At 46.5% G+C, this 12672-nt stretch carries 15 protein-coding genes; 6 read left to right on the plus strand and 9 right to left on the minus strand.

Features of this window, described 5'->3' with window-relative positions:
• Window positions 1-147: 147 nt before the first annotated feature.
• Complete coding sequence (locus WBV75_RS02595) at window positions 148-1140, minus strand: metallophosphoesterase family protein (RefSeq protein ID WP_424119098.1); 993 nt, start codon at window positions 1138-1140, stop codon at window positions 148-150.
• Between the two features lie 183 nt (window positions 1141-1323).
• A complete protein-coding gene (locus WBV75_RS02600; RefSeq protein ID WP_424119099.1) occupies window positions 1324-1830 on the minus strand; it encodes a DUF6141 family protein in 507 nt (168 codons plus the stop codon).
• Between the two features lie 94 nt (window positions 1831-1924).
• Between WBV75_RS02600 and WBV75_RS02605 the strand changes: the two genes are divergently transcribed.
• Window positions 1925-2965, plus strand: coding sequence for a formylglycine-generating enzyme family protein (locus WBV75_RS02605; protein ID WP_424119100.1), 1041 nt, complete (start codon window positions 1925-1927; stop codon window positions 2963-2965).
• A 20-nt stretch (window positions 2966-2985) separates the two neighbouring features.
• On the opposite strand, the gene WBV75_RS02610 is transcribed toward WBV75_RS02605, so the two are convergent.
• Window positions 2986-4197, minus strand: coding sequence for an MFS transporter (locus WBV75_RS02610; RefSeq protein ID WP_424119101.1), 1212 nt, complete (start codon window positions 4195-4197; stop codon window positions 2986-2988).
• A gap of 130 nt (window positions 4198-4327) precedes the next feature.
• On the opposite strand from WBV75_RS02610, the gene WBV75_RS02615 reads away from it, so the two are divergent.
• On the plus strand, window positions 4328-4498 hold the full coding sequence (locus WBV75_RS02615) for a hypothetical protein (RefSeq protein WP_424119102.1): 171 nt from the start codon (window positions 4328-4330) through the stop codon (window positions 4496-4498).
• A 53-nt stretch (window positions 4499-4551) separates the two neighbouring features.
• On the plus strand, window positions 4552-5190 hold the full coding sequence (locus tag WBV75_RS02620; RefSeq protein WP_424119103.1) for a flavin reductase family protein: 639 nt from the start codon (window positions 4552-4554) through the stop codon (window positions 5188-5190).
• Between the two features lie 34 nt (window positions 5191-5224).
• Here the strand turns inward: WBV75_RS02620 and WBV75_RS02625 are convergent, their stop codons facing one another.
• Window positions 5225-5752, minus strand: coding sequence for a CIA30 family protein (locus tag WBV75_RS02625; RefSeq protein ID WP_424119112.1), 528 nt, complete (start codon window positions 5750-5752; stop codon window positions 5225-5227).
• 65 nt (window positions 5753-5817) lie between these two features.
• Window positions 5818-6204, minus strand: coding sequence for a hypothetical protein (locus WBV75_RS02630; RefSeq protein WP_424119104.1), 387 nt, complete (start codon window positions 6202-6204; stop codon window positions 5818-5820).
• A 299-nt stretch (window positions 6205-6503) separates the two neighbouring features.
• On the opposite strand from WBV75_RS02630, the gene WBV75_RS02635 reads away from it, so the two are divergent.
• Together WBV75_RS02635 and WBV75_RS02640 are read left to right on the plus strand one after the other, a co-directional pair.
• Window positions 6504-7304, plus strand: coding sequence for a DUF2490 domain-containing protein (locus tag WBV75_RS02635; RefSeq protein WP_424119105.1), 801 nt, complete (start codon window positions 6504-6506; stop codon window positions 7302-7304).
• A 47-nt stretch (window positions 7305-7351) separates the two neighbouring features.
• Entirely contained in the window at window positions 7352-7927 is a 576-nt protein-coding gene (locus WBV75_RS02640; RefSeq protein WP_424119106.1) for a hypothetical protein, read from the plus strand.
• A 139-nt stretch (window positions 7928-8066) separates the two neighbouring features.
• Here WBV75_RS02640 and WBV75_RS02645 read toward each other — a convergent pair whose 3' ends face one another.
• The 4 genes from WBV75_RS02645 to WBV75_RS02660 form a co-directional block, all read right to left on the minus strand.
• Window positions 8067-8564, minus strand: coding sequence for a nuclear transport factor 2 family protein (locus WBV75_RS02645; RefSeq protein ID WP_424119107.1), 498 nt, complete (start codon window positions 8562-8564; stop codon window positions 8067-8069).
• Between the two features lie 155 nt (window positions 8565-8719).
• Window positions 8720-9208, minus strand: coding sequence for a DUF4199 domain-containing protein (locus WBV75_RS02650; protein WP_424119108.1), 489 nt, complete (start codon window positions 9206-9208; stop codon window positions 8720-8722).
• Window positions 9209-9264: 56 nt separating this feature from the next.
• Window positions 9265-10470 (minus strand): C45 family autoproteolytic acyltransferase/hydolase, encoded by a 1206-nt coding sequence (locus WBV75_RS02655; protein ID WP_424119109.1) that lies wholly within the window; start codon window positions 10468-10470, stop codon window positions 9265-9267.
• 11 nt (window positions 10471-10481) lie between these two features.
• Window positions 10482-10988: a RidA family protein gene (locus WBV75_RS02660; RefSeq protein WP_424119110.1), complete on the minus strand. Its 507-nt coding sequence runs from the start codon at window positions 10986-10988 to the stop codon at window positions 10482-10484.
• Window positions 10989-11154: 166 nt separating this feature from the next.
• Here WBV75_RS02660 and WBV75_RS02665 point away from each other — a divergent pair.
• Window positions 11155-12672: helix-turn-helix domain-containing protein (locus tag WBV75_RS02665; protein ID WP_424119111.1), on the plus strand; the 1518-nt coding region annotated here is incomplete at its 3' end.

A 12672-nucleotide genomic window follows, 5' to 3' on the forward strand; every position in this document is an offset into this window, starting at 1 on the left:
TGATAAAATGGACCCTTAGCCTTAAGGGTCCATTTTTTTTGGCCTCCCCGAAAGGACTACAATTGTCTATTGGGAAAAGGGTTTATTCAAGGATATAGCTTTACTCCGCCGGGTGGTAAAAACTCCAAATGGCGATTGACCTATAAATCATTCCTCGATTAAAGAGGCTGGCATGGGCAATGTTCCACTATTATTGAGGATTCCTTTTAGCTTGAGATGGGTAATTACTGGTTTGTCAGCCATCCGGACCAAACTAATGTGGTCAAATGCATTGGGGTCCTCCGGGTTTTGAGCCCCTCCGGTTGTCCCCAGCATCAAATACTCCATTCCGTGGCGAATGCGGTGGGAAAAGGAGTGGAAATGCCCGTTAATTACGGTGTAGTTTCGGCCTTTTAAAAGAGCTTCAAGGCCTCCCAGTCCATTTTTACCCTCCCTCAGCCAAAGGGGCTTATGCATTAGCACAAAGGTCCAGCGGACGTCTTTTTGCGCTTCGAGGACCTCTTGAAAGTACATCAGCTGTTCTGACCCAAGACTCCCTAATCTGCGTTCTGGCATATGGTAATAGGTAGATTCTTCGTATATACCTTCAATTTCCCCTTTGATCACTCGCAGCGCTGTATCACGTGCCTGATAGATTTCATACATGCGTTTCTCAGAGTAATCTTCGGAATCCATCATTAAGAAAAGAACATCCCTGTATCGGAAATGATAATAGCGGGGACCATATCGTTTGTTCCAAAAGGATCGCATTTCCGGATTGGTGAGGTCGTGGTTTCCGCCCAGGTGGAAAAAGGGCATGGTGAGATTGGAAGTCCGAGCATCAAAGGAATCCCACTCTTTTTTCAATTGCAGGGTATCCTCAGTACCCCCTTCGATCAAATCTCCTACGCTCAGCACAAAGGTGGGGTCCAGGAGGTTGAGTTGTGCTACGGCCCGGCTGTATATCCCTGGTCGCTCGCCTCCCGTCAAATCTGAGATGACAGCGAAGGTGAAATCAGGTTCAGTAGCTTCGAATATCTCTGAGGTCCAGGGTTTTGGTCCATCGGGGACCTCGTGATAAAATTCGGTAGGTGTGGAAACTTCGGTCTTGCAGGCCCAAAGCGAAATCAAGAGGAAGAGAATATAGATGGAATTCTTCATGGCTTGAAGTTACACTTTTATAAATATTGGCTGGAAGCGTGGAGGCGGGTTCAGGGTATTGGCAAAATATTAGAATCTTAAGGGGATCAGCACGATCTCTTTGGATTGAAAGATACAATTGTGACGTAAGGGATGAACCAGGGTCTTAAATGCATAAAAGTGAACAGTCGCCTTAAGTAGAGGTTAGATCCCCCCCAGGTTTAATTCAAGACCGGACTTTTTCAGTCCGAGCAGGCATTGTTTTAATTTTTCGGGATTCTGGGTCCCAATAACATACCGGGATCCGCTTTTCAACCGGATCGAAAGTCCTTTGTTTCCGCGGGTGTTGTAAACAGTACCGTATTTTGAACTAAAGCGGAGGCCGTACCCGACAAATCCATACGTGATGATTTCGACTTCGTCAATCTTGTCCCAGGTAAAACTCTCAGAACTTATCGGGCGCAAGCGTACCCGAATACCGTTTTTATCGATCTCCGTCCGAAGTTCCAGATACCAGAAAAGACCTATCATCAGTAGTGTCCCCACAAAAAAAAGGACGAGCCCAAAGTCCGACATGGGTTTGCTGCCGAAGGGTTCCCCCAGGATGATTTGTTGAAACATACCGTATACCGGGAGGCCCAGAACGGCCAGGAGGAGGATCCATAACCACCATTGGTTAAATTTCTGTATCTCAGTGTACGGCGACTTCAAAACATTCGAAATTTCAATTTGAATATATTCAGTGTTGCAGATTTGTTTTTTAACTTACTCCCAATTTTCCACTGGGAATTTACTTAAAAAGAGCATGAGAATAAAAATATTTTTTACGGCTATGTGCCTGTTTTTTCTCGCAATTTACGGATGCAGGGAAGCGGAAAAACCCATAGCAGAGAATATCCTGGAGGCTCCGGAGGGCATGGTCTATATCCCTTCGGGGAGTTTTATGATGGGCGGGAAGACGGACCAGGCTGAGGCAGATGAGTTTCCTCGCCGTAAAATTGGCGTCTCCGATTTTTTTATGGACCAAACCGAGGTAACCAATAGAGAATTCAGTGCTTTTGTACAAGAAACAGGGTATCTAACCACAGCGGAAAAAGCCCTGGACTGGGAAGAAATGAAAAAGGAGTTACCACCGGGTACCCCCAGGCCTGCGGATTCGATTTTGCAGCCAGGGTCTTTGGTTTTTGTCCCTACCGAGGGGCCCGTTGACCTGAGAGATCTCTCTCAATGGTGGGAATGGAGAATCGGTGCCAGCTGGAAACATCCTGAAGGTCCAGGTAGCAATATTGAGGATCGGATGGACCATCCTGTAGTTCATGTTTCTTTCAGGGATGCCCAGGCATACGCCCAATGGGCCGGAAAGCGCCTACCGACAGAAGCCGAATGGGAATGGGCCGCCATGGGAGGGCTGGAAGATGCCATTTACCCCTGGGGGAATACCCCTGCGGATCAGGCCGCTGAAAAAGCAAACTTCTGGCAGGGGATTTTCCCATATCGCAACGAACCTATGGACGGTTATGAACGTACGTCCCCGGTTCGGAATTACCCTAAAAATGGCTATGGCCTTTACGATATGGCCGGAAACGTTTGGGAATGGTGCCAGGACAAGTACAGGGCGGATGCTTATGCACAGGAAATCTCCCCTACAGAAGCTTTTGACCCTAAGGGTCCTAGCGAAGCCTTTGATCCCGGGGATCCCCTGGCAGAAAAGTATGTAGTGCGAGGGGGGTCATACCTTTGCAGTGACAGTTATTGCAGTGGGTATCGCGTAGCCCGGAGAATGCGCACCACGGCAGATACCGGAATGGGGCACCTCGGTTTCCGTTGTGTCAGGGACGTTCGGTAAGGAATACATTTATCCCTATCTCATTTTTTAGGGCTTTTATTCAGTAGAGCCACAATACCAAAAATGGGGCCTAATGCCAGTAAAAGGTAAGTTTCCGATTCGGGAGTGGCCAGCTGGAGTCTCCCTAAAATTTCCAGGCTTAGAATGGTCATGGCAAAGCCAATACTCGTGACGATGGTAAGGGCAGTTCCTTTTTGGGAAGGGGGTGCATTGCGGGCCACCAGGGTTGAGAAAAGGGGAGAATCTGCGATCACTACCATTCCCCAGAAAAGAAGAAACGCCAAAAACCAGAATGCATTCTTCCAGGTGAATGCCCAGGGTAGTATAAGGCAACAAATCCCAGATAGAATCAAACACAGGGTGGCTATGTTTTTCTCACCGAACCTTTTCGAGAGGTATCCACCAAATACACAGGCCGGCCCACCAATGCCGATAATAAAAAAAGCCCAAAGTGAAATGGAAAAATCAGGTTGGGGATGCCACTGAAGATACGTTGTGAGGATGACAGGTACGAAGGCCCAAAAGGTATAGAGTTCCCACATATGGCCAAAGTATCCGAAGGAAGCGGACCGGAACCCCGGATTTTTGAAAACTCTGAAGAACGTTGTCCTATCCGGGGAAGGCATGGGCTTGCGGAAAGGGCCGTCGGGTAGGAATGCCACCAGGGCTCCGCCCGAAAGGGCGAGCAAAGAGGTGATGCCTGCAACCCACTGCCATGGTATGGATTCACCACCGCTCTTCAAAATATGTGGAAACGCAGTGCCAACCACCAGAGCCCCCACCAGATATCCCAGGGAGACCCCCAAACCTTTATCGAAGTAATCCGAGGCGATCTTCATTCCGACCGGGTAGATTCCGGCAAGGAAAAACCCTGTGGCAAATCGAAGGACCAACAAGGTAGACATGGTATTCCCATCCCAAATCATTCCAAGGTTAAACAGAGCGCCCAGAAAGGCGGACCAAAAGAACACCCGGGACGGGGAATATCTATCGGCAAGGGTAAAGACGGCAAAGACGAGTGTTCCTGCTATAAACCCGAACTGTACGGCAGACGTGAGATGCTCCAAAGCGGAGTCACGAAGGAGGAAGGCAGCACTGAGGTCTTCCAGGATTCCGTTGGAGGCAAACCAGAGAGAGGTCCCGCAAAATTGAGCAAATACAATTACCGGAAGGATACGCCGGTGTACCGGTGGAACCGCATCCCCAGGGGTGGAATTGTTGCATTTCTTCACCTCCCGATATTAAGGAATTTTTGTCGAACCTCCCACCCTGCTGAAATCGTGTTAAGAAAGTTGAGAAACCGGATAAGATAGCATCATCCGTCGGCAGGACCTCCTCGTAAATGGATTAAAACGAAACGTCATGTCAAATATCAAACCAAATTACCTGATCCCATGCCTGGGAATGGCCGTTATCTGGAACGACTTCAGCAGTGGCCTCAACAAGCGGGAAGAGAAGGCCCTTTTGATCTATCACATTATTGTAGTGAGTCTCCTTATCGGGGGAGGGCTTGTGCTTTGGTTCGTGAATTAAGTGCGTATGCAGGTCTTTTTTCATCCGCGTATCTTTGTTAGAAATTCAGATGTATGGAGAATTCCCTTGACTTTGAAAAGCTGATGCAATTGGATAGCCGCTACCGTGCCAACCTGATCAACAAGATTGCGGGATACAAGACCGCCAACCTGATCGGTACCCGCTCAGGGTCGGGGCAGGAGAACCTGGCTGTTTTCAATTCTGTAGTCCATATCGGGGCCAATCCTCCCTATCTCGGGTTTATTCTCCGGCCCACCACCGTGGAGCGGCATACGTATGAGAACCTTAAAGAGACCGGGTATTACACGATCAACCAGATCACAGGAAGGATTCATCGACAGGCCCACATGACTTCAGCGAAATTTCAAAGAGGGGTCTCAGAGTTTGAAACCTGCGGGCTTGAACCGTTTTATTTGAGAGGGTTCAAGGCTCCTTTTGTAGCTGAAAGTGCCATAAAAATCGGGCTTCAACTCGAAGAAGTGTGCCGGATCAAGAGTAACGATACCCGACTCGTCGTAGGCAAGGTGATACATTTGATCCTTCCGGAAGGCGCCCTTGGCGAAGATGGAAACGTGGCTTTGGAATCTCTTGACACTGTGGCCATAGGCGGGCTGGATACCTATTACAAGGGAGTAAAACTGGGACGTTACGGATACGCGCGTCCCGGGGAGGACCTCAGAAAACTCAACTGACCGACGAAGCGCATTCGGACGAAGGTAATCAAGCCTATTCCAAACCAATGGAGTCAATACGCAATTCAAAAGATGCGGCCTTTTTGTTCCCGATCAGAATTCCAATCTCCTCCAGGATATTTCCGCTAAAGTCCGGCATATCGAGGCGCCTGCCCCGAAAAACGGCATACATCGAATCCAGGGGTAGTTTCAGCATCTGCCATTCCCCGGTAGTCTCAAAATAGCTGATATAGGAATAGTAGTCCTTCCGGCTTGCCTTTACGCGCAACTGATAGCGTTGTCCGTCACCTTTCACCTTGAGCGTTATAAAGCGATATCCGCTGAGGTCTTTCTGCCCACAGTCATATCGGATGGACGAGAATCCTCCATTATTCTCAAGGGATATCTTTCCTGAAAACAAACCATGTCCTTCGGCATCCAATCTGAGACTTCCCCTGGATAGCCCGCCCATTACCCCATCATTGACCACGTACCAATCTTTTAGGGAGGTGTCTGCCTGAAAGTCAAAAATCGGATGTAACGTCATAGTTGCCAGGGTGCCGAACAGGAGGAGCATATACATTTTCAAACCTGTACATTTTTTGTTCTAATTCAGGTACAAAGATATGCGATTTACCCCAGGTCCGATTACATATAGCGGGTCAGGAAAGTAAAGAATTCTTTTTTGAGTTCGGTAAACAATTCTCGCTGTACCTGCATTTCATTCCGGAATTCCATGTGGTCTTTAACCATGACTGTATCCATGGAGATTTCACCTTCCATACTTTTTCCGGCGATGAGATGTTCGTGTTTCTCGATGCCTTCCAAAAATTCATTAATCCTTCCCTCATGGAGGATGAATTCGTTTTGAAAATGCTCTAGCCGGGCCAGTACCTCTTTATCGGTCCAACGGGTGACCAGCTCCTCAAGGCGGTTTTTGAAGGAACGCATTTCATCCTTCCAGAAAAAGAGTTCGCTTCTCCAGTGTTCGTGTTCAAAATGCAAGTCTGAATTGTAAATTACCTGGGTTTCCATCACAGTGTTTTTTTGGGTTCAACTTCATTGTAAGCCACTATGTCGGGTCTGATCTGGGAGCCGTCAGTAGGGCTTCGATTAATTTATCTTAAATATAGAAGAGCAATGGGGAAACAGCTATGATCTGGGTCAGTCCGGAATGGGACAATAGTATTTGAACGCGAATCAAACTTTAACGAAGAAGATCCCCCTGAACACATACCTTTTTAGCACATGAATATTAACTTGCCGTTTAATTTCCAAAATTTGGAGAAATGCAGGACTCTGGCATAAGGGTTTTAATATATGTTGTTGGGGTAATGGTATTTCTTACACAAGGGGTCACCGCCCAGGACAGTATTGTAGACCAGGAAGTGCAGGTCAACGAGCAGGCCTGGCTGGATTATAATTTTAAAAGCCTGACGAACAATTCCCGGTTTCTCAGCACCCAGGTTGGATTTCGAACTATCAATCCTTCGGTCTACAATCGCTTCCTGGTGATCTCTACCCTTAATCTGCGTGCCAAAAGATGGTTTAAATCTAAGAAAGAAGACTCAGAACCGCTGATTCGCAGCTATCACCTCGGAACGGGGACCATTTACACCCGTAATTACAACGAAACGGACAATTTTGAAATCCGATTTATTCAGGGGGTTAAATTCAATATTCCAACGATTAAAGACTTTAAGTTGTATAATTACACTCGTCTGGAAGAGCGGTTTCAAACTGCTTTCGATGGAGATGGCTGGGAATCGGGCTTTCGGTTGCGGCATCGGGTTTCCATTGCGATCAGCTGGAAAAAGCATTACCTGAATTTTACAAAGGGTTTGTATTTTCCGATTTCAGCGGAAATATTTTTCAACCTGAAAAAGGCTGACCAGTTTAATGACGTACTCCGCCTGTCCCCAGGGATAGGATATAAGTTCGAGAGCGGCCTAAAACTTGAATTATACACCATCTACAACCTTTCGCGTAATATTACCGAGACGAACGATGCCTCAAACGACTTTATCCTGAGACTACGGATTTATAGGAAAAGCCCGCAAATAGACGCCGCCCCTCTCGCCCCTGAAAACGAATTTGACGAAACAGAGGAAGATAATAGTCCTAAACTACCCTGAGTGCGATAATTGATTAATTCCTTACTTTGAGTGCAAATAGTTTATTCATGAACCCAGCCCTTCGTTTTTTTCGAACAACCGTAATTGGCGGAATTCTATTTCTGCTGCCGTTGGTGGTGTTATTCATCATCTTTGAAAAGGCCCATTCTATACTCTCGGTGATTTCTGATCCTATTTCGAGAAAAATTTCTGATTCCATTCCCGGATTTGATGGCAGTGCCCTGATTTCTATCCTTCTATTGATCCTGATTTGTTTTATGGGGGGGCTCATTTTCCGATCTAAGAAAGTCAAAAAAGTTTTGCAAAAGCTGGAAGACAAGGTCTTGATTTATATCCCGGGCTATTCCCTGATGAAATCCGTTACCGCGGATACCCTGGGGGAAGATGTAGCGAACAAACTGATTCCCGTACGGGTGGCGGATGGAGAGGACTGGCTGTTGGGATTCCTTATAGAAGAAGGGAAAAACCATAGCACCGTTTTCCTTCCGGATGCCCCGAGATACGATGCAGGGGAAATCAGGATATTGCCGACTTCCAGTGTGGTTAAGATGGATATTCCTGCCAATAAATTCACCAAGATGATCAGATCCTATGGAGTGGGTGCCCTTGAGTTTATCGAGTAAATTGGAAAACAGAACGCCCAAAGGTTTACTTCGATAATGAATAAATCCCAAGGGGGGTAGTTACTCCAAGGCCTTGTCTTCGATAGTATTGGTGTGAAATCCGGGAATTCGATGAGTGGAGCAGGGGGAGGGCTGCCTTTTATTGTCCCATGCGGGTGGAATGTAGTTGTTGGATTTTCCATCCATTATTTTCCCTGATGGCTATGGCACTTTCCAACCACTGTACCGTCCCCAGGGTATCAGACCCTTTCACCCAGGTGCCGTAATTCTTATAGGCCACCCAAATAGTATTCTGTCTCTGGACGGACTTTACATAGTCGAAACGGTTTAATCTCTGGTACTGGCCTTCCTCCATGCGTACTTGTTCGTCCAGTAAATACCTGGAGACGGAGTCATTGTTCCAGACCAGTCCCTGCTCGAGTAAAATAAAATCATCGGTGTGGTACGCCCGGATTCGGGCTGTATCTAAATCAGACCAAATCTCCTGAAAAGAACCCTCAATCAGGTGTTTCACCGAATCGATGTCCGCCTGGCTTTCCGTAAGGGCGGGCTTATTTTCAGGCGGCAAATCTTCCTTACCACCGGTCTGGCAACTACAAAAAAGGAGTGCCGAGGCGAGAAAGAAAGTGAATTTCATAGGTCTTAATTTTATATGGGACCTCTTTGAGGTATTCCCAGCTTGTTGAACGTATTTGAAACTTCAGGATTACCCGCGTCCCCAATCCACTTAGGAATCCACTTGAAATTGTAAAAAACCCCGTCAAGGGTCATTTAATTTCAGGGATCGAGCGACTATCCTTTTGATTTGGTCCGGACAAATAAGGCGACAATAGCCGAAGTGACTACACCCATGATCAGGGCACCAACCGTGGACTGAAGGATATAATTTTTAAGGTTAAAATAGGCCTCCGCCTCTTCCAAAGATTTGTGATATCCCGTTTCCACAGAATGCGCTATAACATTGGGAAAATATTCGGGAGTAATTATTGTTGAAGTAATCCACTGGGTAAGGGGTGCAAATACGGTTACGATGATCGTGATAATGAGCCCTGATAAAAACCCCTGTTTATAGGACATGTCACCGTTGTAATAATTTTTCTTTTTGTCTTTAAGTGCCAATACATATACGAGTATGGCGGGTATGGCAAACAGGTTGGTCAAATACATATGTTTATCGATATGTGTCGAATGCAATCCGAGCATTTTTTCCAGGACCATCCACAGTAAAGACATCCCGATAAAGATCAGTGCCCATTTAATTTCAATTTTAATTTTTTTCATGGTGTTGTCGGGTTAGGTGTTTGTACAGGGTTGTTTTGATTGCTATTTGTAATCCTTTAAAAATCGATCTCAATATAGTCGGTTTCATGGGGCTTGCCCGGGGCAATGATGAATTTGGGCTGCTCAGAAAGTTCATAAATTACACTGGCGTAGGTGTTTGAATTACTGACCACATCCCTGCCTTCATGATCTCGGGCCCTCAATACGCTTTTAATTTCCTCAATCTCAATATCGGATGTCTGTTCTGTAAATCTCTGTTGGAAGGATTTAATGCGCTGGCACTCATATAGCCCTTCTTCCACGGTTTTGCCATAGGATTCCAGTTGCATAAGGTAGGGCTCACTAAAGTCCGTATTGCTCATCGGGTGGTTGGTGTGGTAGGTAAAGCTGGAATTTTCAAAAGGCCTGAATTCAACCACCTGGTTTGCGGAACATTCCAAACTGTATACTTTCTCAGGCCCACCAATGATGTAATTTTGTCCTGATGCATGGGTGATTTCGTCAATGAAGGCCAAAGCGTCCTCCTGCTTGTTTTTTTCCAAAACCCCGCGAACGATAAACGTCACCGGCAAACCGGTTTTTCCATAATCCAGTTGCATCAGGGTATTGCAGTTGATCGATACAGATTTTGTATTCATTCCCGTAATCCCCAAATGCCCCGGAATGGTCAGAACCATTATTTCCTTACCGGAGTCAGGATCATCAATTTTAAGGACCGTCTGAAAACCGTGATAATACTCGGGAATATCCATGTTCTGGGCGGTGATACTGGGAAGTTCCGCGCTTTTGTTCACCCCAAAAGAACTGCAGCTATGGGCCATGACATCCTTGGCGTTAAACCAGTATTCATCTCCCAGCTGATGCATGAAAATAGTCTCGAAATCCACTCCTGAACCCTCTGAAATCCCTTTTAATTCCATCATGGATTCGGGCATCCATTTTTCCACTGCGGCTTTGTAATCGGTTACCGCCAGGAATTTTGCGATAAAGGCGTCCGGGTCTTCCTGTGTGGTTTCAGCAATATCTTTTTTGAACAAGTGGATCACTTCCTGTATTTCGGACTTCAGGGCTTTCCCATGTGCCAGGCCTCTTTCGTAGGGGTTGCCGCTGAGTTTGAGAAACCGGAGTTTTCCATCGCCCAGTAATTCCAATTGGGCTGACTGATTTTGGGCGACCATGGAAAGGTCTTTATCTTTTGGGCTCTCCCCTTTGCAGGCGAGAAAGACTACAGAGACGAAAAGGATTAAGAGGTTCTTATACATGGAAATTTTGTTTAATTCGCTTTATAGACCTCAAGTTCAATTTCTATCATGATTTCCGGCAGGGCCAATTCCTTTACTCCGAGCCAGGAGCCGGTTGGAAAATGTTTCGTGTAGATGGTGTTGCGATAGCCTGCATTTTCCAGAAACAAAGCCATATCCGTCGTAAAAACATTTTCCACCACCACATCGTCAAAAGTACACCCGAAGTGGGTTAAGATCTTTTCTAAATCTGTGTAGCAATTTTTCATTTGCTGCCCTAAATCCCCCACCGCGGTTGGGTTCCCTTCGTCATCCATACTCACAGCTCCTGAAATTTTGATTTCGTTTCCGATTTTCACGGCGTGCGTGTAGCCGTAGGCCTTTTCCACTTCAGGGCGGAGTTGGAAATATTCCGGTTTTTCGTTCGTCAGGATGTTTTTTTCTTCCTTTACAGTTGCTACTTCTTTTTCTTTTTGCTCACAACTTAGAGTGGGAATGGACAGCGCGAAAAGGAGCAGATAAAAAATCAGTGATTTCATAAAGTGGGTTGGTTGGTGACGGCGTTTCATGAAAGATAAGAAATTTCAGGGTACGCCTGAGCCTGAAGGGCAGTAAAGGGTTAACCCCATTTAATTGCGCAGACAGATGTCGGTATCCTGCGGCTATGCCATAAATTTTTCTAATTTCGGTACTCCAGAAAAAAGTATGCCTGAGACATCCCGTACCGGAGATCAATTTTTAGATAAGGCTCAAGCCCTTGTCCTTGAGAATCTCTCAAATGAACAGTTTGGGGTTTCTGAGTTGGCTGCTGCCATGAATATGAGTCGGTCCAGCCTGCTGCGAAAAGTGAAGAAAAACGCAGGGCTCTCGGCCAGTCAGTTTATCCGGCAAATCCGACTGAAACGAGGTATGGAATTATTAAAGCAGGATGACACCCTTACGGTTTCAGAGATTTCGCATCAGGTGGGTTTCGGCAGCACCTCCTATTTTATCAAATGTTTTCGGGAACAGTATGGTATTCCTCCCGGTGAGGTTTCAAAATCGGGTTTTACAGAGGAACCGGTGCCAACTAAACCTTCCAACAAGCGTTTAATTGCAAGTGTTATATCCGTTATCCTCATTGGAATTGCTGTGTCGGTTTTCCTTTATAATAAAAAGCCCGCACCCGAAGTGGTGACCCTTGAAAAGTCTATTGCCGTATTGCCCTTTAAAAACCAAAGCAGTGATTCTGCCAATGTTTATTTTGTGAATGGCCTTATGGAATCCACCCTGAGCAACCTGCAAAAGATCGGAGACTTCAGGGTAGTGAGCCGGACCTCTTCCGAAAAGTTCAGAAATACAGACAGGAGCATTCCGGAAATCGCGGAGGAACTCCGGGTGAATTACGTCGTAGAGGGCAGTGGACAAAGGGTAGGGGATAAGGTATTGTTGAATATTCAATTGATTGAAGCAGCCACGGACCGGCCCGTTTGGTCCGAGCAGTACAATCGGGAAGTGGTTGATATTTTCGCCCTGCAGAATGAAGTGGCCCGGGAAATCGCGGATGCCGTTTCAGCGACAGTGACCCCTGCAGAACTGGAACAAATCGACAAAAAGCCCACGGATAACCTCCCTGCATACGATTATTACCTGCAGGGATTGGATTTTCTCTACGGCCGGACCCGGGAAGGAATAGAACAGGCCATTCAATTGTTTGAAAAAGCCATTGAACTGGATCCGCAGTTCTCCCTGGCCTATGCCAATGTCGCCATCTCGTATTACTTCCTCGATGAGTACCAGAAACAAAAACAGTATACAGAACAGATCAACACCTATGCGGATAAGGCCCTGCTGTACGACTCCAAGTCTGCCGAAAGCCTGATGTCCAAAGCCCTCTACTATATACATATTGGGGAATTCAACCTGGCGGTCCCCCATCTGGAGAAAGCACTGGAATACAACCCGAACTCCTCCGGTGTCGTTCAGATGCTCGGGGATCTCTATGCACGGGCGATTCCCAATACGGGGAAATACCTGCAATACGCATTAAAGGGGATTCAATTAGATGTTGCGGGCAATGACTCCATCACCCAGAGTTATATTTATTTACATCTGAGCAATGCCCTGGCACAGTCCGGCTTTGTGAATGAAGCCATGACTTATATCAATAAGTCTTTGGATTATGACCCCGGTAACTATTACGCCCCCCTGGTGAAGATTTACATTTCCCACGCCCAAAACGGT

The organism is Robiginitalea sp., assembly GCF_049588695.1.
Taxonomy (GTDB): domain Bacteria; phylum Bacteroidota; class Bacteroidia; order Flavobacteriales; family Flavobacteriaceae; genus Robiginitalea.

Bases quoted from the DNA above. Each gene is read 5' to 3' on its own strand.
- WBV75_RS02650 (WP_424119108.1), bottom strand. From the start codon at position 9,208: ATGAAAAAAATTAAAATTGAAATTAAATGGGCACTGATCTTTATCGGG.
- WBV75_RS02625 (WP_424119112.1), bottom strand. From the start codon at position 5,752: ATGTATATGCTCCTCCTGTTCGGCACCCTGGCAACTATGACGTTACAT.
- WBV75_RS02620 (WP_424119103.1), top strand. From the start codon at position 4,552: ATGGAGAATTCCCTTGACTTTGAAAAGCTGATGCAATTGGATAGCCGC.
- WBV75_RS02660 (WP_424119110.1), bottom strand. From the start codon at position 10,988: ATGAAATCACTGATTTTTTATCTGCTCCTTTTCGCGCTGTCCATTCCC.
- WBV75_RS02645 (WP_424119107.1), bottom strand. From the start codon at position 8,564: ATGAAATTCACTTTCTTTCTCGCCTCGGCACTCCTTTTTTGTAGTTGC.
- WBV75_RS02635 (WP_424119105.1), top strand. From the start codon at position 6,504: ATGGTATTTCTTACACAAGGGGTCACCGCCCAGGACAGTATTGTAGAC.
- WBV75_RS02615 (WP_424119102.1), top strand. From the start codon at position 4,328: ATGTCAAATATCAAACCAAATTACCTGATCCCATGCCTGGGAATGGCC.
- WBV75_RS02595 (WP_424119098.1), bottom strand. From the start codon at position 1,140: ATGAAGAATTCCATCTATATTCTCTTCCTCTTGATTTCGCTTTGGGCC.
- WBV75_RS02630 (WP_424119104.1), bottom strand. From the start codon at position 6,204: ATGGAAACCCAGGTAATTTACAATTCAGACTTGCATTTTGAACACGAA.
- WBV75_RS02640 (WP_424119106.1), top strand. From the start codon at position 7,352: ATGAACCCAGCCCTTCGTTTTTTTCGAACAACCGTAATTGGCGGAATT.
- WBV75_RS02655 (WP_424119109.1), bottom strand. From the start codon at position 10,470: ATGTATAAGAACCTCTTAATCCTTTTCGTCTCTGTAGTCTTTCTCGCC.
- WBV75_RS02605 (WP_424119100.1), top strand. From the start codon at position 1,925: ATGAGAATAAAAATATTTTTTACGGCTATGTGCCTGTTTTTTCTCGCA.